At 65.1% G+C, this 21,015-nt stretch carries 21 protein-coding genes; 12 read left to right on the plus strand and 9 right to left on the minus strand.

What is annotated here, in order from left to right:
- From QHG62_RS26475 to QHG62_RS26500, 6 genes are read right to left on the minus strand one after another with little or no spacing between them, the layout of a single operon-like run.
- Positions 1-504 (minus strand): zf-TFIIB domain-containing protein, encoded by a 504-nt coding sequence (locus QHG62_RS26475; RefSeq protein ID WP_281148556.1) that lies wholly within the window; start codon positions 502-504, stop codon positions 1-3.
- 53 nt (positions 505-557) lie between these two features.
- A complete protein-coding gene (locus tag QHG62_RS26480) occupies positions 558-2,726 on the minus strand; it encodes a hypothetical protein (RefSeq protein ID WP_281148557.1) in 2,169 nt (722 codons plus the stop codon).
- 53 nt (positions 2,727-2,779) lie between these two features.
- Positions 2,780-3,424 carry an OB-fold-containig protein gene (locus tag QHG62_RS26485; RefSeq protein ID WP_258507482.1) on the minus strand — a complete coding sequence of 215 codons (645 nt, stop codon included), beginning with the start codon at positions 3,422-3,424 and terminating at the stop codon, positions 2,780-2,782.
- 27 nt (positions 3,425-3,451) lie between these two features.
- Entirely contained in the window at positions 3,452-3,814 is a 363-nt protein-coding gene (locus QHG62_RS26490) for a hypothetical protein (RefSeq protein ID WP_258507487.1), read from the minus strand.
- Positions 3,811-4,524 carry a PspA/IM30 family protein gene (locus tag QHG62_RS26495; RefSeq protein ID WP_281148558.1) on the minus strand — a complete coding sequence of 238 codons (714 nt, stop codon included), beginning with the start codon at positions 4,522-4,524 and terminating at the stop codon, positions 3,811-3,813. The genes QHG62_RS26490 and QHG62_RS26495 overlap by 4 nt, the downstream gene beginning before the upstream one ends.
- 15 nt (positions 4,525-4,539) lie before the next feature.
- Positions 4,540-4,956: a YjfI family protein gene (locus tag QHG62_RS26500; RefSeq protein WP_281148559.1), complete on the minus strand. Its 417-nt coding sequence runs from the start codon at positions 4,954-4,956 to the stop codon at positions 4,540-4,542.
- 113 nt (positions 4,957-5,069) lie between these two features.
- Here QHG62_RS26500 and QHG62_RS26505 point away from each other — a divergent pair, with 113 nt between their 5' ends.
- A complete protein-coding gene (locus QHG62_RS26505) occupies positions 5,070-5,981 on the plus strand; it encodes a LysR family transcriptional regulator (protein ID WP_281148560.1) in 912 nt (303 codons plus the stop codon).
- 28 nt (positions 5,982-6,009) lie between these two features.
- Here the strand turns inward: QHG62_RS26505 and QHG62_RS26510 are convergent, their stop codons facing one another.
- A complete protein-coding gene (locus QHG62_RS26510) occupies positions 6,010-6,960 on the minus strand; it encodes a LysR family transcriptional regulator (RefSeq protein ID WP_126746817.1) in 951 nt (316 codons plus the stop codon).
- 105 nt (positions 6,961-7,065) lie between these two features.
- Here QHG62_RS26510 and QHG62_RS26515 point away from each other — a divergent pair, with 105 nt between their 5' ends.
- From QHG62_RS26515 to QHG62_RS26525, 3 genes are all read left to right on the plus strand, one after another.
- Positions 7,066-8,574 (plus strand): CoA-acylating methylmalonate-semialdehyde dehydrogenase, encoded by a 1,509-nt coding sequence (locus QHG62_RS26515; protein ID WP_281148561.1) that lies wholly within the window; start codon positions 7,066-7,068, stop codon positions 8,572-8,574.
- A 145-nt stretch (positions 8,575-8,719) separates the two neighbouring features.
- Positions 8,720-9,562: a class I SAM-dependent methyltransferase gene (locus QHG62_RS26520; RefSeq protein ID WP_281148562.1), complete on the plus strand. Its 843-nt coding sequence runs from the start codon at positions 8,720-8,722 to the stop codon at positions 9,560-9,562.
- A gap of 235 nt (positions 9,563-9,797) precedes the next feature.
- On the plus strand, positions 9,798-11,396 hold the full coding sequence (locus QHG62_RS26525; RefSeq protein WP_281148563.1) for a glucan biosynthesis protein: 1,599 nt from the start codon (positions 9,798-9,800) through the stop codon (positions 11,394-11,396).
- Between the two features lie 6 nt (positions 11,397-11,402).
- Here the strand turns inward: QHG62_RS26525 and QHG62_RS26530 are convergent, their stop codons facing one another.
- Positions 11,403-12,320, minus strand: a complete 918-nt coding sequence (locus QHG62_RS26530; protein WP_281148564.1) for a LysR family transcriptional regulator — start codon at positions 12,318-12,320, stop codon at positions 11,403-11,405.
- A gap of 128 nt (positions 12,321-12,448) precedes the next feature.
- On the opposite strand from QHG62_RS26530, the gene QHG62_RS26535 reads away from it, so the two are divergent.
- Entirely contained in the window at positions 12,449-13,204 is a 756-nt protein-coding gene (locus QHG62_RS26535; RefSeq protein ID WP_281148565.1) for a glucose 1-dehydrogenase, read from the plus strand.
- A gap of 4 nt (positions 13,205-13,208) precedes the next feature.
- Here the strand turns inward: QHG62_RS26535 and QHG62_RS26540 are convergent, their stop codons facing one another.
- The gene (locus QHG62_RS26540) at positions 13,209-13,586 is read right to left on the minus strand and encodes an FKBP-type peptidyl-prolyl cis-trans isomerase (protein WP_251012749.1); all 378 of its coding nucleotides are present in this window, start codon (positions 13,584-13,586) and stop codon (positions 13,209-13,211) included.
- Between the two features lie 154 nt (positions 13,587-13,740).
- Between QHG62_RS26540 and eat the strand changes: the two genes are divergently transcribed.
- The 7 genes from eat (at position 13,741) to QHG62_RS26575 (ending at position 21,013) form a co-directional block, all read left to right on the plus strand.
- The gene (gene eat, locus QHG62_RS26545) at positions 13,741-15,162 is read left to right on the plus strand and encodes an ethanolamine permease (RefSeq protein ID WP_281148567.1); all 1,422 of its coding nucleotides are present in this window, start codon (positions 13,741-13,743) and stop codon (positions 15,160-15,162) included.
- Positions 15,163-15,169: 7 nt separating this feature from the next.
- Positions 15,170-16,564, plus strand: a complete 1,395-nt coding sequence (locus QHG62_RS26550) for an ethanolamine ammonia-lyase subunit EutB (protein ID WP_281148568.1) — start codon at positions 15,170-15,172, stop codon at positions 16,562-16,564.
- Positions 16,561-17,346 (plus strand): ethanolamine ammonia-lyase subunit EutC, encoded by a 786-nt coding sequence (gene eutC, locus QHG62_RS26555; protein ID WP_281148569.1) that lies wholly within the window; start codon positions 16,561-16,563, stop codon positions 17,344-17,346. Before QHG62_RS26550 ends, eutC begins: the two co-directional genes overlap by 4 nt.
- A gap of 68 nt (positions 17,347-17,414) precedes the next feature.
- The gene (locus tag QHG62_RS26560; RefSeq protein ID WP_281148570.1) at positions 17,415-17,759 is read left to right on the plus strand and encodes a helix-turn-helix transcriptional regulator; all 345 of its coding nucleotides are present in this window, start codon (positions 17,415-17,417) and stop codon (positions 17,757-17,759) included.
- Entirely contained in the window at positions 17,749-19,002 is a 1,254-nt protein-coding gene (locus tag QHG62_RS26565; protein ID WP_281148571.1) for a type II toxin-antitoxin system HipA family toxin, read from the plus strand. The genes QHG62_RS26560 and QHG62_RS26565 overlap by 11 nt, the downstream gene beginning before the upstream one ends.
- A 92-nt stretch (positions 19,003-19,094) precedes the next feature.
- Entirely contained in the window at positions 19,095-20,357 is a 1,263-nt protein-coding gene (locus tag QHG62_RS26570; protein WP_281148572.1) for an HAD family hydrolase, read from the plus strand.
- 77 nt (positions 20,358-20,434) lie between these two features.
- Positions 20,435-21,013, plus strand: a complete 579-nt coding sequence (locus QHG62_RS26575; RefSeq protein WP_126746805.1) for a peroxidase-related enzyme — start codon at positions 20,435-20,437, stop codon at positions 21,011-21,013.
- The last annotated feature ends 2 nt before the right edge of the window (positions 21,014-21,015 follow it).

A 21,015-nucleotide genomic window follows, 5' to 3' on the forward strand; every position in this document is an offset into this window, starting at 1 on the left:
TCAGTCCGCGCGCAGCAATGCGAGCAGTTCGTCGCGGTGGGGCTGGGTGTCGAGCCAGGCGCGAATGCGGTCCAACTCGTCGATGCAGTCGTTGCCGTAGCGGCGGCGCAGCGCGGCAAGCCGCACCTCGCGCACCTCTTCGGTCTGCAGTTGGCGCTGCCATCTGTCGGACAGCAGTTCATCGAGCCGGTTGGCAAGGCCGCGGCTCACGAGCGCACGCCATTCGCCCTGGTCGAACCAGAGGTTCTGGCAGGCAATGCAGCGGTCGATGCGAAAGTCGGGCCCCGCGCTCACGCGCAGGCGCTGCATGAGCCGGTCGCATTCGGGGCAGTGCCGCACCGAGGCGGCATCGAACACTTCGATGACCTCGTCGTCGATGGCATGGGGTTCGCGCGAAGGATCGGCGGCCTTCCAGGCACGCCAGTCTTCCATGGACATGACCATGCCGCCGCAATCGGTGCAGTTCACGGCCAGCAGCGCTTCGGCCAGCGCAACAGCTTGCATCGGCGAATGCGCGGAGCAGCTGCATTTGAGGTTCGGATTCATTGCGCGCCCACTCAGTTGCGGAAGGTGGAGATCAGGTTGCTCAGCGCGGTCTTCTGGCTTTCGCTGCCGTCGCTGGTGATCCGGCTCATGAGCGCCGCAACGCTGAGGTTCTGGATTTCGCCGGACGAATTGCCCAGTGCGCCGACGATGTCGCGCAGGTCCTTCACCACGTCGCGGTCGCCGGCCAGCTGGTCCTTGAAGGCCACCTGCAGCGCATTGCTCTTGGAGATCACGCCGTCGATGCCCTTGCCCACGGAAAGCGAGCGCACGAAGCTGTCGAAGTAGTCGCCCTGCCCGCCCACGATGTCGATCTTGGCGTTGGCGAGCGCTGTGCCCAGCACCTCGGCCTGCTCCTTGGCAATGGAGGTCTGCGCATCGATGCCCTTCATGGTTTCGACGTGCGACTTTTCCAGGCGCATGCGGAACTCTTCGTGGTCGCGCGTCTCGGGGCTCATTGCCTTCATGGCTTCGAACTTTTCGTGCAGGCCCTTGGCCTCGGCGCTGAAGCGGGCTTCGATCACCTGCGCGTCGGCCTGGCCCGACTTCAGGGTGGCTTCGGCGTCTGCCGTGCGCACGTTCACTTCGGCAAGGCCGAGCTTCTCCTTGCCCGAGGCCTCGGCGTCGAACTTGGCGCGCATGCCCGCGGCCTCGGCCTGCGAGCGCGCTTCGATCACCTGCGCATCGGCCTGGCCGGCCTTGAGGACGGCGTCGGCGTCGGCCTGGCGCACATGCACGTCGGCAAGACCGAGCTTTTCCTTGCCCGAAGCCTCGGCCTCGAAGCTCGCGAGCTTGGCTTGCGCGGTCGCAATCTCGACCTTGGCAGCGGCCAGGCCCGGCGCGGCCGAGATGGCTTCCACGCCTTCGGCTTCGCGCTTCTTCGATTCGGCATCGCGCTCGGCCACCTTCAGCTTGGCATCGGCCAGCGTGAGTTCTTCGGCTGCCTTGTGGCGGGCGCGCTTTTCCTGCGTTTCGGCCGCCTTCACGTCGAGCACCATCTTCTCTTCGGCCTGGCCCTCGGCCATGATCACGACGGATTTCTTGGTGCGCTCGGCCTCGGCCACCACGCGCAGTTCCTTGATGGCTTCTTCCTGCTCGGCCACGGTGCGCTCGACCACGATGCGCTCGCGAATCACGTCGGCAATGGCCTTCTTCTGCACTTCGACGGCTTTGTCCTTCTCGATACGCTGCAGCGTCACTTCCTTCTCGCGGTCGACAATTTCAAGATCGCGGGCGCGCGTGACCTTTTCTTCCTCGATGGCCACCGCGCGCTTGCGGTTGTTCTCGGCGACTTCTTTTTCGCGCTGCACGTTCTCCTGCTGCACCGAGATGGACTGCTCGGCAACCAGGCGCGCGGTTTCGGACTTGGTGCGCTCTTCGGCCTGGATCTTGGCGGTTTCGGCTTCTTCGCGGGCGCGCACACTGGCAATCTCGCGCTGCTGGCGGGCGGTGGCATCGGCCTGCTGGCGTTCGAGCTCGAGCAGGGCTTCCTGCGTTTCGACATTCTTCTTCTTGATCTGCATTTCCTCGTTGCGGCGCAGCTCGTTGGTGCGCACATGCTCGACCGCCGTGAGTTCGGTGATCTTCTTGATGCCCTGCGCATCGAGGATGTTGTTGGTGTCCAGCTCGGACAGCGGCGTTTGCTCGAGGTAGTCGATGGCGGCGTCTTCGAGCACGTAGCCCGAAAGGTCGTTGCCGATCTGGCTGATGATCTGGTCGCGGAAACCATCACGCGCCTGGTACAGGTCGACAAAATCCATCGACTTGCCAACGGTCTTGAGCGCCTCGGAGAACTTGGCCGAGAACAATTCTTCGAGCGTCTCGTGGTTCGAAGCGCGCGCGCAGCCGATGCCCTGCGCCACCTTGAGCACGTCGTCCGCGGTCTTGTTCACGCGAACGAAAAACTTCACCTTGATGTCCGCGCGAATGTTGTCGCGGCAGATGAGGCCCTCGTTGCCGGAGCGGTCGATCTCGATCGTCTTGACCGAGATGTCCATCAACTCGGCCTTGTGGATGATCGGGTAGACCATTCGCCCGGTGAAAGTCACCTCGGGCTCGGCGCGCAGCGTGTTCACGATGAGCGCGTGGCCCTGTTCGATCTTTCGATAGAACTTGGCGAACATCGCGAACAGGCCGAGGATGACCACGGCCAGGATGGCCACGGCAAAGAGGATGGGCTCCATTTTTTCTCCAGAGATGCTTTAAGAGCGAACGAACGGTAAGGGGATGCGCGCGGTCAGACGATGTCTTCGTGCGCTGCGATGAGATAGCGCCCGGCCACCTCGTCGTATTCAAGAATGAGCGCTTGCGATCCGCGCTTGAGGGTGTTGGGCGTGGGAGCCCAGACGCGGATGTTCAGGCTGGCGCCGCGGCGGGCCACTTCGGCGCGGCCGTCCTTCTCGTTCACCACCCCGGTGACGACGCGGCAGGCCTGCCCGACCAGTGCCGCGTTGCTCACGGCCGTGTGGCTCACGAACAAGCCTCGCAGCGGGCGAATGGCCACGGCCGTCACGGGTATGGCAATGGCGGCGCTCGCCACCAGCAGCACCGTACCGGCCAGGAGCTTGAGCGGCAGCGTAGGCACCAGCGGCAGCAGCCACTCCCCGCCAAGGCAAGACAGCGTCCAGGACACCAGCACCAGCAGGCTCACGGCCACCGAGAACGGTACGCCGTTCAGGCCGAATGCCACTACATAGCTCGCGAGCTGCCCCACGTCGCTGGTGTCGCCGTCGGCATGCGTCTGCAGGTCGACGTCGATGCCGCTGTGCTCGATGTCGACCATGCCGGCCACCGCAAGCACCCAATAGATCACCACGACGCCCAGCAGCACCGTGTAGATCGCGGTGGGGTAACCCGTCACCGCATCCATGAAATTTCCCATTGACCCTCCCGCGTGCGGGTTGTGTTTTTATCTTCGGCCCGGCTTCGTTGCGCCAGTGCCCTTTTTCTTTCCACCACTTGCAAAAGCAATCAGATCCCGCGTGGCCCTCTCCTTGATGGCCAGGCGGTCGTCCGGGGCGAGCCCATATCTCGCCGCCAGAAACTCGTAGTCTGCCGCATTCAGCGACACGGTCAGCCGCGGCCGCTTGGGTTTGGACGTTGTCGCAAGCCCCAGCACCTGCCGGATCTGGTCGGAGGTGGACACGTGCTGCTCGAAGGCCGCCGTGCGCACCGCCTCCAGCACGGCTTCTTCCACATCGAACGCCACCTGAACGGCGCGTATCGCCTCGTCCGAGCCTTGCCAGCGAACCGGCTTGACCCGAACGGTCATTGGGCGCCGGGCTCCGCCGGTTTGGCCTGGCGGGCGCGGATGCGCTCCATCACCAGTCCGGTGCGGTCCACGTCGCTGCCGATGCCCGCGGCTGCCAGCTTCTTTTCGAGCGCGCTGTGGCCGAGTTCGTTTTCGAGTGCCTGGCTCGCGGTCATCCGATCGGCCAGGTCTTCGTGGCGCCGGCGGATGCGTTCGAGCGATTCGCGCGCATTGGACAGGCGCGAACCGCCCGCGCCGATGTTCTCGGAGATCGATTGCGTGGCGCGGTAGACGCTCTCGGTGGTCTTGGCAATGCCGATCTCGCGCTCGTGCTCGCGAATGCGCGCTTCGGCCGTCTTGATCAGGTCCTTGAGCTTGGACACCTGCAGCGCGTAGGAGGCGTGCGCCTTGGCCTGCTCCTCGAGCTCTTTCTCGAGCGTGCCCACCTTGGCCGCGACGTCGAGCGCCAGGCCTTCCTGCGTCTTGTTGAGCGCTTCGAGCGCCAGGCCCTCGTAGCGGGTGACCTCGTTCTTCAGGCGTTCGATCTCGCGGGCGGACTGCATCTCCTTGGCCATGACGCCGGTGAGATCGCCCTTGGCCTTCTCGATGCTGTGCTTGGCATCGATGATTTCCTGTTCGTAGATTCGCGTGGCGTTGCTGTCGACCACGCTCTCGCCGATTTCGCGGGCGCTGCCGCGCAGCAAGGTGACCAGTTTCTTGATGACCGTCATGATGATTTCCGCCTTTTAGTTCAGGAATTCGGACAGGGCGTCCAGCGCATCGAGCGCGTTGTCGCTGAGCACCGCCACTTCGCGCGCGATGTCTTCGACGCTGGCATTGCGGCCGAGGGCGCCGGTGAGCACATAGCGGCCATCGACGCGGCCGAAGGACGACAGCGGCACCGAGGGGTTCAGGTCGAGCAGCGACTCGAGCAACTCGGTACGGCGCTCGGCCTTCACTTCTTCTTCGGTCCAGAGATAGCAGATGCAGATCACCTGCATGTCTGAACTGGTGATGAAGATCGGCAACTCTTCCCGGCCCTCGATGCTCACCTGCACCACCGGCGTGTGACCCGGAATAGGCTGCAACTGCACCGCGAGTCCGCCCATTGCAGCACCGGCCAGAACGTCAAGCCCCTTCAGTTGATCGAGCAGTGATTGCATACCCCTCCTTTGTTACTGACGTTCACTATATGTGCCTCGACATAACATGTCAAAGAATCTTTTGGCCTATGCCAATGGCGTTTACATAACGGCGCCATCCCTAGAATCCGGCGATGGCCAGCCCCATCAATCCCGCGCGTGTCGATTTCGTGACGCTGCGCCTGTTCTGCGCCGTGGCCCAGTCGGGCAGCATCACCAAGGGCGCGGAGGCCTGCCACCTCGCGCTATCGGCAGCCAGCCGGCGGCTTTCGGATTTCGAGGCCGCCACGGGGTCGAAGCTGCTGGAACGCAGTTCGCAAGGCATAGCCCTCACGCCCGCCGGCCATGTGGCCATGCAGCATGCAATGCGGCTCTTCCAGGGCTTCGAGCAGTTCAGCAACGAGCTGGGCGACTATTCGAGCGGCGTGCGCGGCCACGTGCGACTGTGGGCCAATATGTCGGCGCTCACCGAGTTCCTGCCGGCCACGCTGGCAGAGTTTCTAGGCCAGCATCCGGACATCCGCGTCGAAGTGGAAGAACAACTGAGCGGCGATATCGTCCGCGCCCTGGTCGACGGCTTGGCCGACGTGGGCGTGTTCGCCGAGAACACGCCGGCCTACGGGCTCGATGTGGCGCAGTTCCAGACCGATGAATTGGTGGTGCTGTGCGCCCGGCAGCATCCGCTTGCACGCACGCGCAGAACCGACTTCAAGACCTGCCTCGCCCACGAGTTCGTGGGGCTCAACCGCAGCAGCTCGCTGCTCGAGCTGACCTCCCGCGCGGCCGAGCAGGCCGGCATTCCGATGCGGTTGCGCGTGCAGGTGCGCAGCTTCGATGCGATGTGCCACATGATTGCTGCCAACCTTGGAATCGGCGTGGTTCCGCTCGCGGCCTGCAAGGCGCAGGTGAGCGCGCTCGATCTCAAGGTGGTGCGGCTGAAGGACGCCTGGGCCGTTCGGCGGCTGCTGATGGCGACGAAGACGGGCGAGACCTTGTCGCCCGCGGCGCAGTTGCTGGTCAAGCAACTGCTTGCATCGTCCACCTGAAACCAGGCCGGACCAGCGGGCTGAAAGCTCAGGCCTGCGGCAAGCGGAACCCTGCCTTGAGGGTTTCGCGCAGGTGGCTCACGAATAGATTGACCGCACGCGGTATGTGCAGCGAGTACGGCCGAATGGCGTAGATATGGTCCGCGAATGCACCCGTGGGCTGCCAGTCGGGCAGCACCTCGACCAGCTTGCCTGTTTGCAAGGCCGACTGCGCACTGAAGTCGGGCAGCAAGGCAATGCCCAGGCCGGCCTGCGCGGCGTCGCGAAGCGCTTCGCTGTTGTTGGCCGCGAGCGGGCCGGCAATGGGCACGGTCATGCGCTCGGCCTGGCGTGCCCGGGCGTTGCGCCGCTCGAATGACCACACATTCGTTTCTTGCCCGCGGGGATAGTGCAGGCAATCGTGCTCCGCCAGCATGGCCGGCGCCAGCGGTGTTCCCTTGCGGCGCAGGTAGGCCCGGCTGGCCACCAGCACGGATCGGGTCTCGCAGAGCCGCCAGGCCACATGCGTATCGGGCGGCGAAGCGGCGTGCCGCACCGCCAGGTCGAAGCCTTCCGTCGCAAGCGAGCTGAGACGATCGGAAAGCTCCATCTCGATGCGGATCGATGGATGCGCGAGCAGGAAGTCGGCCAACCTTGGCAACAGCTGCTGCCGCCCCAAGGCTACGGGTGCCGTCACGCGCACCAGGCCGCGCGGTTCGCCTGCATGGTCCTGGGCCTTCAAAAAACTATGGGCGATCTGCTCGAAGGGCTCCCGGGTCTGGTCGACGAGCTGCTGGCCGGCCTCGGTGAGCCGCATGCTGCGCGTGGTGCGGCGCACCAGGGGCACGCCCGCTGCGCGCTCCAGTTCGGCAATGCGCTGGCTCATGGCGGCCTTGCTCACGCCCAGCCGGGCCGCTGCGGCGGTGTAGCTGCCCTGCTGGCCCAGCACTATCAGCCAGTGCAGGTGCGTCCAGAGCGATTCGGCTTTTTGCGTATCCATGGCTGCATTGTTCACCATGGCGAACAAACAGTTCAACTTTAGCGCCTAGGCAGGCGCCCTTCCCTTTTCTAGACTGGCGCAAATCACTTGACCCTGGGACTCTCCATGACCACACAGATCGCGCATTTCATCGCCGGCCAGCACACCGCCGGCGGTTCCAACCGCACGCAGGACGTCACCAATCCGGCCTCCGGCAAGGTCACCGGCAAGGTGGTTCTTGCCGCCGCGGCCGATGTCGACGCCGCCGTGGCAGCCGCCCAGGCCGCCTTTCCCAAGTGGGCCGACACGCCGCCGATTCGCCGTGCCCGCGTGATGTTCAAGTTTCTGGAGCTGCTCAACCTGCACAAGGACGAGCTGGCCCACATGATCACCGCCGAGCATGGCAAGGTGTTCACCGACGCGCAGGGCGAGGTCTCGCGCGGTATCGACATCGTCGAGTTCGCATGCGGCATTCCGCAGCTGCTCAAGGGCGACTTCACCGACCAGGTGAGCACCGGCATCGACAACTGGACGCTGCGCCAGCCGCTGGGCGTGGTGGCCGGCATCACGCCTTTCAACTTTCCGGTGATGGTGCCGATGTGGATGTTCCCGGTGGCCATTGCCGCGGGCAACACCTTCGTGCTGAAGCCCAGCCCCACCGACCCGACCCCGTCGCTGCGCATGGCCGAGCTGCTGAAGGAAGCGGGCCTGCCCGACGGCGTGTTCAACGTGGTGCAGGGCGACAAGGCCGCGGTCGATGCGCTGCTCGAGCACCCGGACGTCAAGGCCGTGAGCTTCGTCGGCTCCACGCCCATTGCCAACTACATCTACGAAACCGGCGCGCGCAACGGCAAGCGCGTGCAGGCGCTGGGCGGCGCGAAGAACCACATGGTGGTAATGCCCGACGCCGACATCGACCAGACGGTGGATGCGCTGATCGGCGCCGGCTACGGCTCGGCCGGCGAGCGCTGCATGGCGATCAGCGTGGCGGTGCTGGTGGGCGACGTGGCCGAAAAGATCATTCCCAAGCTCGTCGAGCGCACGAAGACGCTCAAGGTGCTCGACGGCGAGAATCTCGCGGCCGAGATGGGCCCGATCGTCACCCGGGCGGCGCACGAGCGCATCACGGGCTACATCGCCCAGGGCGAAAAAGAAGGTGCGAAGCTGCTGGTCGATGGCCGCCAGTTCGACGGCAGCAAGGCTGGCGAAGGCTGCGGCGACGGCTTCTGGATGGGCGGCACGCTGTTCGACCACGTCACGCCCGAGATGCGCATCTACAAGGAAGAGATCTTCGGCCCGGTGCTCTCGTGCGTGCGCGTGGCCAACTTCAAGGATGCGGTCGACCTGGTCAACGACCACGAGTTTGGCAACGGCGTGAGCTGCTTCACGCGCGACGGCAATGTGGCGCGCGAGTTCAGCCGCCGCATCCAGGTGGGCATGGTCGGCATCAACGTGCCGATTCCCGTGCCCATGGCCTGGCACGGCTTCGGCGGCTGGAAGCGCTCGCTCTTCGGCGACACGCATGCCTATGGCGAAGAAGGCGTTCGGTTCTATACCAAGCAGAAGTCCGTCATGCAGCGCTGGCCCGAGAGCATCGGCAAGGGCGCCGAGTTCGTGATGCCCACTGCCAAGTGATCGAAGCCTTGAAGTCACCGAATTGATTCGAAGTAATAAGTAATAGCCGCCCGCACAGCGGCGCATGGTCAGGGCTAACCAAAGGCTGACTTGCCCCGCTGTGCCGTAGCAGCCAGACTTGGGCATGACCTCTGGTCCGGCGCCCATGACAACAGACAAAACCGCGCGGAGCCTGTCGGCCGTGCCGTCCACCTTGCGCATTTCGCTTGCGGCGCGCGCCTCGGGCGATGCGATGTTTCCGCAGCTCGGCGTGCGGGACGCCTACGCCGCATCGGTGCTGGAGCAGATACGCGACGACTGGCACGCGCTGCCGGAAGACAGGGCCACCATCTACGGCATCCTGAACCGCACGCGCCGCTTTCGCAGCCTTGCGCAAGAGTTTCTCAAGCAGCATCCGGGCGGCCGCGTGGTGAACATGGGCTGCGGCCTGAGCCACTACTTCCAGTGGCTCGACGACGGCGAGTGCCGCCTGACCGACGCCGACCTGCCCGAGGTGGTCGAGCTGCGCCGGGCGCTGATTCCCGAGACCAATCCACGGCATGACGTGTGCCCGCTCGACCTGACATCGGACCGATGGTGGGATCGGCTGGCACTGCCGCGCACCCGCAATGAGCGGCCCGTTTTTCTCTTCACCGAAGGCGTGCTGATGTACCTCGAGCCGCAGCAGGTGCAGGCCGTGTTCGCGACCTTCGGCGAGCGCGCGCCCGCGGGCTCGGTGCTGGCTTTCGACGCCATGTGCTGGCTTGGCGTTGGGCGCGCTGCACAGCATCCCTCGGTGCGCGCCACCGGAGCGGAGTTCCGGTGGGGGTTGCGCCGCACCTCCGAGTTGGCTGAAGCCCATCCGCGCTTGCGGCTCGATTCCGTCTATCGCGTGCTGGAAGGCTTCGGCCTTGCGTACACCCTGTTTGCGCCGCTGGTCCTGATGGTGCTGGGTGTGCCGCTCTATGCCGTGTATGCGCTCACCGCGGCCGACAGTGCCGATACATAAACGCACAATTTTCTGCAATCCCCGCCCTTGTCTGGCCTCGTTTGCGCGGCTTGGCTGACGCACGGGGGAGCGCAGCCAAGGCATGCTCGCCATTCCTCCTGTCGCGGAGAAAATCCTGGCGCGTGCTGCATTAGGATGGTTTCTTCCGCAGCTCCGCCGTCGCATCCGGCGGCCGCGTCTCTCTCTTTCGTGAACCGCTTCCGTACCTCCAAGACTCGCAACCCTCAAGAAACACATGCTTGATCGCCGATCCTTCCTTGCCGCAGGTGGTGCCGCCGCCGCACTCGCCGCCCTTGGACTGCCCGAAGAGGCAATGGCCGCCAACGGCCTCAAACTGAGCCAGCCCGCACCCTTTTCGTTCGATCGCCTTGTCGCGCAGGCCAAGCGCCTGGCCTCGCAACCTTATGCAGCGGCCACGCCGCTCGCACCCGATGTGCTCGAAAAGATCGACTACGACGCGCACGGCAAGATCAAGTTCGACCCCGCCAACGCCCTCTTCCGCGACGGGCCCGGAGCCTTCCCGGTCACCTTCTTCCATCTGGGCCGCTTCTTCCAGACGCCGGTGCGCATGCACGTGCTCGAAAACGCTGGCGGCGACGTGTTTGCGCGCGAGGTGCTCTACAGCCCCAGCTACTTTTCGATGCCGCCGGATAGCCCGGCCCGCGCGCTGCCGGCGGGCGCGGGCTTTGCAGGCTTTCGCCTGCAGGAAAGCCGACTGGGCGACCAGGGCAAGCTCGATTGGCAGAAGAACGACTGGGTCGCGTTTCTGGGCGCCTCCTACTTCCGCGCCATAGGCGAGCTGTACCAGTACGGCCTGTCGGCACGCGGCCTTGCGCTCGACGTGGCCGTGCCCGACAAGCCGGAAGAGTTTCCGACCTTCACGCGCTACTACTTCGAGACACCTGCCGCCAACAACACCACCTCGATGACGGTCTACGCGCTGCTCGAAGGGCCGAGCGTCACGGGGGTGTTCAAGTTCGTCATGCAACGCGGCAAGGCCGTGATCATGGACATCGATTCGCGCCTGTTCCTGCGCCGCGACGTCTCGCGCCTCGGGTTGGTGCCGCTCACTTCGATGTATTGGTACTCCGAGACCATCAAGCCCACCGCCATCGACTGGCGCCCCGAGGTGCACGACTCCGACGGCCTCGCCATCTGGAACGGCGCGGGCGAGCGCATCTGGCGCCCTCTCAACAACCCGACGCAAACCCGGGCTTCGGCGTTTGCCGACACCCGGCCGCGCGGCTTCGGCCTGCTGCAGCGCGACCGCGTGTTCGACAATTACCAGGACGGCGTGAACTACGAAAAGCGCCCGAGCCTTTGGATCGAACCGCAGGGCGACTGGGGCGAAGGCTCGGTGCAGTTGATCGAGATTCCCACCGACGACGAGATCCACGACAACATCGTCGCCTTCTGGGTGCCCAAGGCCGACGCCAAGGCGGGCGCAAGCTACAGCCTGCAGTACCGGCTGCACTGGACCGACCAGGAGCCCTTTCCCTCCCCGCTCGCGCGCTGCGTGGCCACCCGCATCGGCCGCGGCGGACAGCCGGGCCAGCCGCGGCCGCCGGGCGTGCGCAAGTTCATGGTCGAGTTTGTCGGCGAGCCGCTCACGACCGTGCCCTTCGGTGTCAAGCCCGAACTGGTGCTCACCGCGCCGCGCGGCAAGTTCTCTTACATGTTTGCCGAGGCCGTACCCAACGGCGTGCCTGGCCACTGGCGCGCGCAGTTCGACTTCACGCCCGAAGGCAACGAACCCGTCGACATGCGGCTCTACCTGAAGACCGGAGACAAGACGCTCACGGAAACCTGGCTGTATCAATTCCAGCCGAGCTGATCGCCATCAACGCGCTGTGCGTGTGTTGTAGGGGGCGAAGAGCTCCACGGCCCAATCGACGAACACGCGCAGCTTGGCGCTCAGGTGCCGGTTGGCGGGGTACACCACGTGCAGCGGGTATGGCGGCGGTGCCCAGTCCTGCAGCACCTCTACCAACGCGCCGCTTGCAAGGTACGGCGCGGCCATTGGATAAAAGACCTGCGACACGCCCATGCCGGTAAGAACGGCAGTGATCTGCGCGGTGCTTTCGTTCACGCCCACCACGGTGCGGCCGTGAATCTCGATGCGCTCTTCGCCGCGCGCATAACGCAGCGGAATCGCGCGGTTGCTCAGCGATGAGAAGTAGCCCACCACCCGATGCGCGCCGCCGCCGAGGTCCGCCGGCGTCTTGGGCATGCCATGGCGCTCCAGGTAGGCCGGCGTGGCGCAGGTCACGAAGGGCAAGGTCGCGATGCGGCGCGCCACCAGCGACTGGTCGCTCAGTTCGCCGGCGCGGATCACGCAGTCCACCGCATCGCCGATCAGGTTCACCGGCCTGTCGCCCACGCCGATCTCGAGTTCGATCTCCGGGTACCGCGCATGAAATGCCGGCAGTTGCGGAATCAGGATCATGTTGGCAAACGAGGAGCCGACGTCCACCCTCAGCCGCCCGCGTGGATTCGCCTGCGCGTTGCTGAGATCCGATTCGATCTCTTCCAGTTCGGCCAGCACGCGCGCCGTTCGCTCGTAGTACGCGGCACCCTCAGGCGTGACCGTCACGCGCCGGGTCGTGCGCTGCAGCAGCTTCACCCGCAGGTGCGTCTCGAGCTGCTGCACCAGCTTGGTCACCGAGGGCTTGGGCATCTGCAGCGAATCGGCTGCGCGGGTGAAGGTGCCTGCCTCGACCACACGGGCGAAGACACGCATGGCGGCGATCTGATCCATTGCCGGATTATTAGTGATTCGTGAATAAACAAATCCGCAGCAGCGTCTTGGTCCGCGAGGGGATGGCGCCCAAACTTCCTTGCCTGTTCAACGCTGCCTCGCAGCAAGCAATCCAAAGGAAGAATCCCATGTCCCAACCCAAGCTCAACGACAAGGTCGCCCTCGTCACCGGCGGCACCAGCGGCATCGGCCTGGCCACCGCCCAACGCTTCGTGGCCGAAGGCGCCTATGTGTTCATCACGGGCCGTCGCCAGGCCGAACTCGATGCGGCCGTAGAAACCATCGGCCGCAACGTGACCGGCGTGCTTGGCGACGTGTCGAATCTTGCCGATCTCGACAAGCTCTACGCGACCATCAAGGAACAGAAAGGCCGCCTCGACGTGCTGTTTGCCAATGCGGGCGGCGGCAGCCTGCTGCCGCTGGGGCAGATCACCGAAGAGCATTTCGACAAGATCTTCGGCACCAATGTGCGCGGCCTGCTCTTCACCGTGCAGAAGGCGCTGCCGCTGATGCCCAAGGGCGCGTCGATCGTGCTGAACGCCTCGATCACCAGCATCAAGGGCACGCCCGCCTTCAGCGTCTACAGCGCGACGAAGGCAGCGGTGCGCAGCTTTGCGCGCAGCTGGGCGGTGGACCTGAAGGACGCCGGCATCCGCGTCAACGCCGTGAGTCCCGGCGTCGTGCCGACCCCGGCCTACGACCTGCTGGGCCTCACGCCGGAGCAGGTGAAGGGCTTCATCGACTCACAGGCGCAGAACATTCCGCTGGGCCGGGTGGGCGCGCCCGACGAGATCGCCAAGGCCGTGGTGTTCCTGGCCTCCGACGACAGCAGCTTCGTGCACGGCGCCGAGCTGTTCGTCGACGGCGGCATGGCGCAGATCTAGGCGATCAGCGTTTCTTGACGGAAACGAGCTCGACCTCGAAGTTGAGCGTGGCGTTTGGCGGAATCACGCCGCCTGCACCGCGCGAGCCATAGGCAATGGCCGGCGGGCAGGTCAGCTTGGCCTTGCCGCCCGGCTTCATCTTCTGCACGCCCTCGGTCCAGCACGGGATCACGCCGTTGAGCGGAAACTCGGTGGGTTCGCCGCGGCTGTAGGAGCTGTCGAACTCCTTGCCGCTATCGGGGAAGGTGCCGCGGTAGTGCACCTTGACCACGTCGGTTGCGGCCGGCGAGGCGCCGGTGCCTTCCTTCAGCGATTGATAGACCAGGCCGCTCGGCGTGGTGACGGGGGCCGACTGGGCCCAGGCGGTGGACACGGCGCACACGGAAAGAAAAGCAGCACAGGCGAGCGACGAAGAGGAAAAGGACTTCACGGAATACCTCGGACGGATGGAAAAGCATGATTATGGCGAGCGGTGGAACAGCCCTTGCTTTGCTGCAGGTGCACTGTCAACATCCGAAAAAAGAGAGGAAAGCTCCATGCAGTCCATCGAAGCCACCCCGGTCGCCGTCCCTGTTCCGGCCGGCACCGGCCACCTGAAGAAGGTGCTCGGCCCCATCCAGCTCTGGGGCATTGCGGTCGGCCTCGTCATTTCAGGCGAATACTTTGGTTGGAGCTACGGCTGGAACACCGCCGGCACGCTCGGCTTTCTGGTTGCCACGGTGCTGGTGGCCACCATGTACACCACCTTCATCTTCAGCTTTACCGAGCTCTCGACGGCCATTCCGCACGCCGGCGGCCCCTTTGCCTATGCCAGGCGGGCCTTCGGGCCGACCGGCGGCTTCGTGGCGGGGTTTGCCACGCTGGTCGAATTCGTCTTTGCGCCGCCGGCCATTGCACTGGCCATCGGCGCCTACCTCAATGTGCAGTTCCCCGGCATCAACCCGAAGTGGTTTGCACTGGGTGCCTACGTGATCTTCATCGCACTGAACTGGATCGGCGTGGGCATTGCGGCGGCCTTCGAGCTCTTCGTGACGGTGCTTGCGATCTTCGAGCTGCTGGTGTTCATGGGCGTGGTCACGCCCGGCTGGTCGATGGCCAACTTCGTTGCCAACGGCTGGGCCGGCGGCAATGTGCTGAACGGCGCAGCCATCTCCGGCATCTTTGCGTCGATACCGTTCGCGATCTGGTTCTTTCTGGCGATCGAAGGCGCGGCCATGGCGGCCGAGGAAGCGCGCGACCCGCACCGCACCATTCCCATCGCCTACACCACGGGCATCGTCACGCTGGTGGTGCTGGCCTTCGGCGTGATGATCTTTGCGGGCGGCGTGGGCGACTGGCGCAAGCTTGCCAACATCAACGATCCGCTGCCGCAGGCCATGAAAGCCGTGGTGGGCGACAACAGCGGCTGGCTGCACATGCTGGTGTGGATCGGACTCTTCGGTCTGATTGCCTCGTTCCACGGAATCATCATGGGCTATTCGCGCCAGATCTTCGCGCTGGCGCGCGCGGGCTACCTGCCCCGCTACTTTGCCGGACTGAGCCCGCGTTTCGACACGCCGCACCGCGCCTTGCTGGCCGGCGGCGTGATCGGCGTGGTGGCCATCTTCAGCGACGAATGGGTGCAGTTCGGCGGCCAGACACTCACCGCCAACATCGTGACCATGGCGGTGCTCGGCGCCATCGTGATGTACCTGATCTCGATGGCCGCGCTCTTCAAGCTGCGCAAGAGCGAGCCCGACCTGCTGCGCACCTACCGGGCGCCTTTCTACCCCGTGTTTCCGGCCATCGCGCTCGGGCTTGGCGTGGTGTGCCTGGGCGCCATGGTGTGGTTCAACGCCATGCTCACGCTGCTGTTCCTGGTGCTGATGGCCGCGGCCTACGGATACTTTCTCCTGACCTCGGCGCAGCGCAAGGCGGCGGCGCCCGACGAGATGCTTGCCTCGCCGCCCATCCTTTGACGGAAAAATGCGGTACCGCACCACCATCGCCGGCCAGGTCTTCGCTTTCGACGACCTCAGGCAGGTCATGGCCGCTGCCAGCCCGGCGCGCTCCGGCGACTATCTTGCGGGCATCGGCGCGGCCACCGCGCAGCAGCGCATGGCGGCGCGCCACGTGCTGGCGGAAACACCGCTCAAGCAGTTCTTGAACGAAGCGCTGATTCCCTACGAAAGCGACAACATCACGCGCCTGATCGTCGACAGCCACGAGGCGCAGGCTTTTGCACCGGTGTCGCATCTCACGGTGGGCGACTTCCGCAACTGGCTGCTTTCGGAACAGGCCACCACAGAGACGCTGACGGCGTTGGCGCCCGGCCTCACGCCCGAAATGGTGGCGGCCGTGTCCAAGCTCATGCGCAACCAGGACCTGGTCTCGGTCGCCAGGAAGTGCAGCGTGGTCACGCGGTTTCGCGACACCATCGGCCTGCCCGGCCACCTGGCCGTGCGCCTGCAACCCAACCATCCGACCGACGACCTGCGCGGCGTGGCGGCCTCCACGCTCGACGGGCTGCTCTACGGCGCGGGCGATGCGGTGATCGGGCTCAACCCGGTGTCCGACAGCATGCAGGTGCTGGGGCGCTTGCTGCACATGCTGGACGAAGTGATCCAGCGCTTCGAGATTCCTACGCAAAGCTGCGTGCTCACGCACGTGACCAACACGCTCAAGCTGGCGGAAGCCGGTGCACCGGTGGACCTGGTGTTCCAGTCGATTGCCGGCACCGAAAAGGCGAACCACTCTTTCGGCATCACGCCAGAACTGCTCGACGAAGCCTACGCCGCGGCGTTGGCACTGAATCGGGGCACGGTCGGCAACAACGTGATGTATTTCGAGACGGGCCAGGGCAGCGCGCTTTCGGCCAACGCCAACTTCGGTGTCGACCAACAGACCTGCGAGGTGCGCGCCTATGCATTGGCGCGGCGCTACAAGCCCCTTCTCATCAACACGGTGGTCGGCTTCATCGGGCCCGAGTACCTTTACGACGGCAAGCAGATCATCCGCGCCGGGCTCGAGGACCATTGCTGCGGCAAGTTGCTGGGGCTGCCCATCGGCTGCGACATCTGCTACACCAACCATGCCGAGGCCGACCAGGACGACATGGACAACCTGCTGGTGCTGCTCGGCACCGCGGGCATCAACTTCATCATGGGCATTCCGGGTGCAGACGACGTGATGCTCAACTACCAGAGCACCTCGTTCCACGACGCGCTGTTCCTGCGCCAGACGCTGGGCCTGAAGCGCGCGCCCGAATTCGAGGCCTGGCTGCAGCGAATGCAGATCACCGATGCAGCGGGGCAGCTGGCGCCGCCCTCGGCCAACCGCCTGCTGGCAGACATGAGCGGGCTGGCCGCACTGGCGCCATGAGCGGCGAACCCGTCACGCCAAACCCCTGGGCGCAATGGCGGTCGGCCACGCCCGCGCGCCTGGCGCTGGGCCGTGCCGGCGCGGGCATGCCCACCGACGAAACGCTGCGCTTCGGATGGGCGCATGCCATGGCGCGCGACGCCATTCATGCGGCGCTCGACGTCGATGCGCTCGAAGCCACGCTGCGCAAGCAGAACTGGGAGACGCTGCACGCTCGCAGCCGCGCGGAAGACCGCACCACCTACCTGCGCCGGCCCGACCTGGGCCGGCAGCTCGACCCCGCCGACGCCGAGCGCCTGCGTGCCGCGGCAAAGCCTGGATGCGACGTGTGCCTGGTCATCGGCGACGGGCTCTCCTCGCTCGCCGTGGCGCGCCATGCGACGCCGCTGCTGGCTGCATTGCGCTCGCATTTGCCGGCTGAAACGCGCTTCTCTCCAGTGGTCATCGCCACGCAGGCGCGCGTGGCCTTGGCCGATGAGGTGGGCGAACTATTCGGCGCGGCACTCTCGGTCATGCTGATCGGCGAACGCCCGGGGCTCAGCTCACCCGACAGCCTCGGCATTTACCTGACCCATTCGCCCAAGCGCGGCCGGCACGACGCCGAGCGCAACTGCATCTCGAATGTGCGGCCCGAAGGCCTGCCCTGCGAAGCCGCCGCGTTCAAGCTGGCATGGCTGATGCGGGAGTCGCTGCAGCGCGGGCTGACCGGTGTCGGCCTGAAGGACGAGAGCGACCTGGCCGTGCTTCAGCAAGACGCGCACAGGCCCGAACTGCCCGGATAGCAAGCATTTCCAAACCTTGGAAAAACGCATTAAAATGACTTTTAAGCCGTTTAACAGTCATTTTATTGATGTCAAAAAGCAGCCGTAGCCTGTCTGCCCTGCCCTCGCAAACCATCGAACCCCTTGAGAGGCTCGGTCTGCGCCTGCGCGCGCACAGGGTTCACCGCGAATGGACGATTGCCGAAATGGCCGAGCGGCTGATGTGCTCGCCAAACACCTTGCGCGCGCTGGAATCCGGCAAACCGGGCACCAGCATCGGCCTGCTCGCCCACGCGTTGTGGCTCTTCGGCGAAATCGATTCGATGGAAGACGTGGCCCCCGCTCCTGCGGCGCTGGCCGCAAAACGCCGCGTACGCAGGTCGGCCGCGCAAGGCCAGGCCGGCAAGATCGCGGAAGACGAACGTGACTTCTGAAAGCACCGTCGACGAGCGAAGCATCTACGTCGGGCTTGCCCACCGCACGGGTGAACGGGTGCAACCGGCCGGGCTGATGAAGGTGGTACGCAGGGGCGTGGTCGAGTCCGGCGAGTTTGCCTACGGGCGGCGCTATCTTGAAGCCCCCGGGGCTGCACCGCTGAACCCTGAGTATCTACCGCTGCGCAACGCGGCCTTTGCGCTGCCCGAGCGCCGCATCCGCGAAGGCGGCGCCATGCCGCTCACGCTGCGCGATGCCTTGCCCGACAGCTGGGGGCGCAAGGTGCTCGAAACACGCCAGGGCAAGCCGCTGTCGGACATTGATGCATTGCTGCTGACCAACGAGGACCGCATCGGTGCGATGGTGTTCGCCGAATCGCTGCCTATCGAGAGTGAAGAACCGCCATCGGCGTTGCTTTCGCTGGAGCAACTCGCCGAGGCGTCCCGCCGCATCGAAGCCGGCATCGAGATCGGCCCCGACATGCACCGGCTCCTGCGCGGCGGCAGCCTGGGCGGCGCCCGGCCAAAGGCGGCCTTCGTGCACCAGGGCAGGCGTTGCATCGCCAAGTTCGCATCGCGCGGCGACGACCATGATGTGGAAGTGATCGAGGCGGCAACGCTCTGGCTGGCCGATGCATGCGGCATCGAAGTTCCGCCCTTTGTGCTGCAGCCGCTCGCAGCGGGGCATGCCCTGCTGGTCGAGCGTTTCGACCGGGTGGGTCCGGTGGGCGAAGAGCGGCGTTTTCATTACCTCTCGGCCTCCGCGCTGCTCGATGTTCCCTACGAATCGAGCAGGGGCAGCTACGTCGAGCTGGCGCAACTGCTGCGGCGCATTTCGGCTCGTCCGCAGGCAGACCTGGCCGAGCTCTTTCGCCGGCTGGTGTTCAACCTTGCAGTGGGCAACAGCGACGACCACGTCAAGAATCACGGCGCGTTGCGAAGCGAAGACGGCTTCTGGCGCCTCGCGCCGGCATTCGATCTGGTCATGCAACTGGGCGGCCATACGGGCTATCAGGAACTGGCCATTCTTCCGGGGCAGCACGCCTCCAGCATCGAACTGGCCCGCGCCGCAGCTTCGCATTTCGGGCTGTCGGCAACCCAGGCCGACGCCGTCATTCGCACGACCGAAGAAACCGTGGCCTTGCATGCCGCTGCGAGCGTCGAGGCGTCGGGCGCAAACCGTGCACTCGTGCGCCGTGTGGCGGGATTCATCGAGCGACAGCACGCACGCATCCACGCGTAGCTGGCACGGCTGATGCGTAGGTCGATGCTGAAGTGTCACGGGCGTTGCATACGCTCGGCGCTTCTCATCGACAAACGTACAACAGGAACCGCATGCAACGCCGCCTCGTCCTCCTCACCCCGCTTGCCACTGCGCTGGTTGCCGCCGGCTGCGCCAGTCTTTCGACCGCCCAGGGTCTTTCACCCGGTCATTGGGACGCCTTCAACCGCGCACAGATCGAAGGCCTGATCGCCAGCCTCGGCAAGGGAAGCCCGGGCTACAACGCAGCCAAGCCGCCCTATGTAGTCTTCGACTGGGACAACACCAGCGTGTTCCTCGACATCGAGGAAGCCTCGCTGATCTACCAGCTCGAGAACCTGGTGTTCGGCGCCACGCCCGCGCAGCTCGAAGTGGCGCTGCGCAAGAACATTCCGAAGAAGGACTTTCTTCCGGCGCACAACAACGCGGCGGGCAAGCCGGTGAACATCGACCTGCTGGTGCCCGACATCGTGGCGAGCTACACGTGGCTCTACCAGAACTACAGCGGCTTCAAGGGCAGCCAGCCGCTCGCGGCAGTCAAGCTGAGCCCGCACTACATTGCATTCACCACCAAGGTCCGCTACCTCTACGAAGCCATTGGCGACACCTTCGACCACGACACGGCCTACCCCTGGGTGACCTACCTCTTCGTCGGCATGACCGAAGCGCAGGTGCGCAAGCTGACGGCGGAAACGGTGGCATGGCAGCTGAGGGAGCCCGTGGCCAAGGTGAAGTGGACCTCGCCAACGGCACTGCCCGGCCAGGCGGGCGTGGTTTCGGTCAGTTGGAAGAACGGGCTGCGGCTGCAACCCGAAATGCAGGAGCTGTACGCCGCCTTTCGCAACTCAGGGTTCGACGTGTGGGTTTGCTCCGCGTCTTTCGTCGACGTGATCAAGGAGATCTCGTCCAACCCCGCCTTCGGCTACAACAACCCGCCCGAGCGCGTGCTGGCAATGGAACTGGAGCGCGATGCCAACGGCGTCATTCAGCCTGAGTTCCGCCACGGGTACGACCAGACTCAGGGGCCCGGCAAGACGAAGAACATCCAGCGCTTCCTGGTCGGCAAATACGGCTACGGCCCGTGCTTCATTGCCGGAGACAGCGAGGGTGATCAGAACATGATGGCCGACTTCGCAGACACAAAGAAGGTGCTGATCGTGAACCGCCTGCGCGACCCGAAGACCGACATCGGCAAGTTCTCGGCCATGGCCGTGCAGAACTACGGCAAGCCGGACACGCGCTACCTGCTGCAGGGCCGTGACGACAACACGGGCCAATGGGTGGCTTCGCAGCTGCACACGCCGCTGGGTGCCACGCAAGGCAAGGCGCTGAAATAGCCGCACAGGCCTGGCGGGCGGTGGCTGCCCATGAGGGACTTGCCTATGATCCTGGCATCGCCCCCAGGAGACAAAACATGGCCGACCGCTACCCCCTTGCCGAGCTGAAAGACCTGCCCGAAGACATCCGCACCGCTATTCTTGCGGTGCAGGAAAAGGCCGGCTTCGTGCCCAACGTCTTCCTTGCGCTGGCGCGCCGCCCGGCCGAGTGGCGCGCCTTCTTCGCGTACCACGACGCGCTGATGCTGAAGGAAGAAGGCTCGCTTACCAAGGGCGACCGCGAGATGATCGTCACCACCACCAGCGCGGCCAACCAGTGCCTCTACTGCGTGGTGGCCCACGGCGCGCTGCTTCGCATCTACGAGAAGAAGCCGCTGGTGGCCGACCAGGTGGCCGTGAACTACCGCAAGGCCGACATCACGCCCCGCCAGCGCGCCATGCTCGACTTTGCAATGAAGGTGTGCGAACGCTCGCACGAAGTCGACGATGCGGACTTCAGCGCATTGCATGCCCACGGCTTCGACGATGAAGACATCTGGGACATCGCCTCGATTACCGCTTTTTTCGGCCTGAGCAACCGCCTTGCCAGCTTCAGCGGCATGCAGCCAAACCCCGAGTTCTTCCTGATGGGGCGCCTGCCTCGCGAAAAGAAGTAGGA

It is taken from the genome of Variovorax paradoxus (assembly GCF_029919115.1).
Classification (GTDB): Bacteria; Pseudomonadota; Gammaproteobacteria; order Burkholderiales; family Burkholderiaceae_C; genus Variovorax; species Variovorax paradoxus_O.

Excerpts from the sequence above, each read along its gene's own strand:
- eat (WP_281148567.1), top strand. The coding sequence starts at position 13,741 with ATGCAGTCCATCGAAGCCACCCCGGTCGCCGTCCCTGTTCCGGCCGGC.
- QHG62_RS26480 (WP_281148557.1), bottom strand. The coding sequence starts at position 2,726 with ATGGAGCCCATCCTCTTTGCCGTGGCCATCCTGGCCGTGGTCATCCTC.
- QHG62_RS26520 (WP_281148562.1), top strand. The coding sequence starts at position 8,720 with ATGACAACAGACAAAACCGCGCGGAGCCTGTCGGCCGTGCCGTCCACC.
- QHG62_RS26570 (WP_281148572.1), top strand. The coding sequence starts at position 19,095 with ATGCAACGCCGCCTCGTCCTCCTCACCCCGCTTGCCACTGCGCTGGTT.
- QHG62_RS26560 (WP_281148570.1), top strand. The coding sequence starts at position 17,415 with ATGTCAAAAAGCAGCCGTAGCCTGTCTGCCCTGCCCTCGCAAACCATC.
- QHG62_RS26575 (WP_126746805.1), top strand. The coding sequence starts at position 20,435 with ATGGCCGACCGCTACCCCCTTGCCGAGCTGAAAGACCTGCCCGAAGAC.
- QHG62_RS26475 (WP_281148556.1), bottom strand. The coding sequence starts at position 504 with ATGCAAGCTGTTGCGCTGGCCGAAGCGCTGCTGGCCGTGAACTGCACC.
- QHG62_RS26530 (WP_281148564.1), bottom strand. The coding sequence starts at position 12,320 with ATGGATCAGATCGCCGCCATGCGTGTCTTCGCCCGTGTGGTCGAGGCA.
- QHG62_RS26500 (WP_281148559.1), bottom strand. The coding sequence starts at position 4,956 with ATGCAATCACTGCTCGATCAACTGAAGGGGCTTGACGTTCTGGCCGGT.
- QHG62_RS26485 (WP_258507482.1), bottom strand. The coding sequence starts at position 3,424 with ATGGGAAATTTCATGGATGCGGTGACGGGTTACCCCACCGCGATCTAC.
- QHG62_RS26490 (WP_258507487.1), bottom strand. The coding sequence starts at position 3,814 with ATGACCGTTCGGGTCAAGCCGGTTCGCTGGCAAGGCTCGGACGAGGCG.
- QHG62_RS26525 (WP_281148563.1), top strand. The coding sequence starts at position 9,798 with ATGCTTGATCGCCGATCCTTCCTTGCCGCAGGTGGTGCCGCCGCCGCA.
- QHG62_RS26505 (WP_281148560.1), top strand. The coding sequence starts at position 5,070 with ATGGCCAGCCCCATCAATCCCGCGCGTGTCGATTTCGTGACGCTGCGC.
- QHG62_RS26510 (WP_126746817.1), bottom strand. The coding sequence starts at position 6,960 with ATGGATACGCAAAAAGCCGAATCGCTCTGGACGCACCTGCACTGGCTG.
- QHG62_RS26515 (WP_281148561.1), top strand. The coding sequence starts at position 7,066 with ATGACCACACAGATCGCGCATTTCATCGCCGGCCAGCACACCGCCGGC.
- QHG62_RS26495 (WP_281148558.1), bottom strand. The coding sequence starts at position 4,524 with ATGACGGTCATCAAGAAACTGGTCACCTTGCTGCGCGGCAGCGCCCGC.
- eutC (WP_281148569.1), top strand. The coding sequence starts at position 16,561 with ATGAGCGGCGAACCCGTCACGCCAAACCCCTGGGCGCAATGGCGGTCG.
- QHG62_RS26550 (WP_281148568.1), top strand. The coding sequence starts at position 15,170 with ATGCGGTACCGCACCACCATCGCCGGCCAGGTCTTCGCTTTCGACGAC.
- QHG62_RS26535 (WP_281148565.1), top strand. The coding sequence starts at position 12,449 with ATGTCCCAACCCAAGCTCAACGACAAGGTCGCCCTCGTCACCGGCGGC.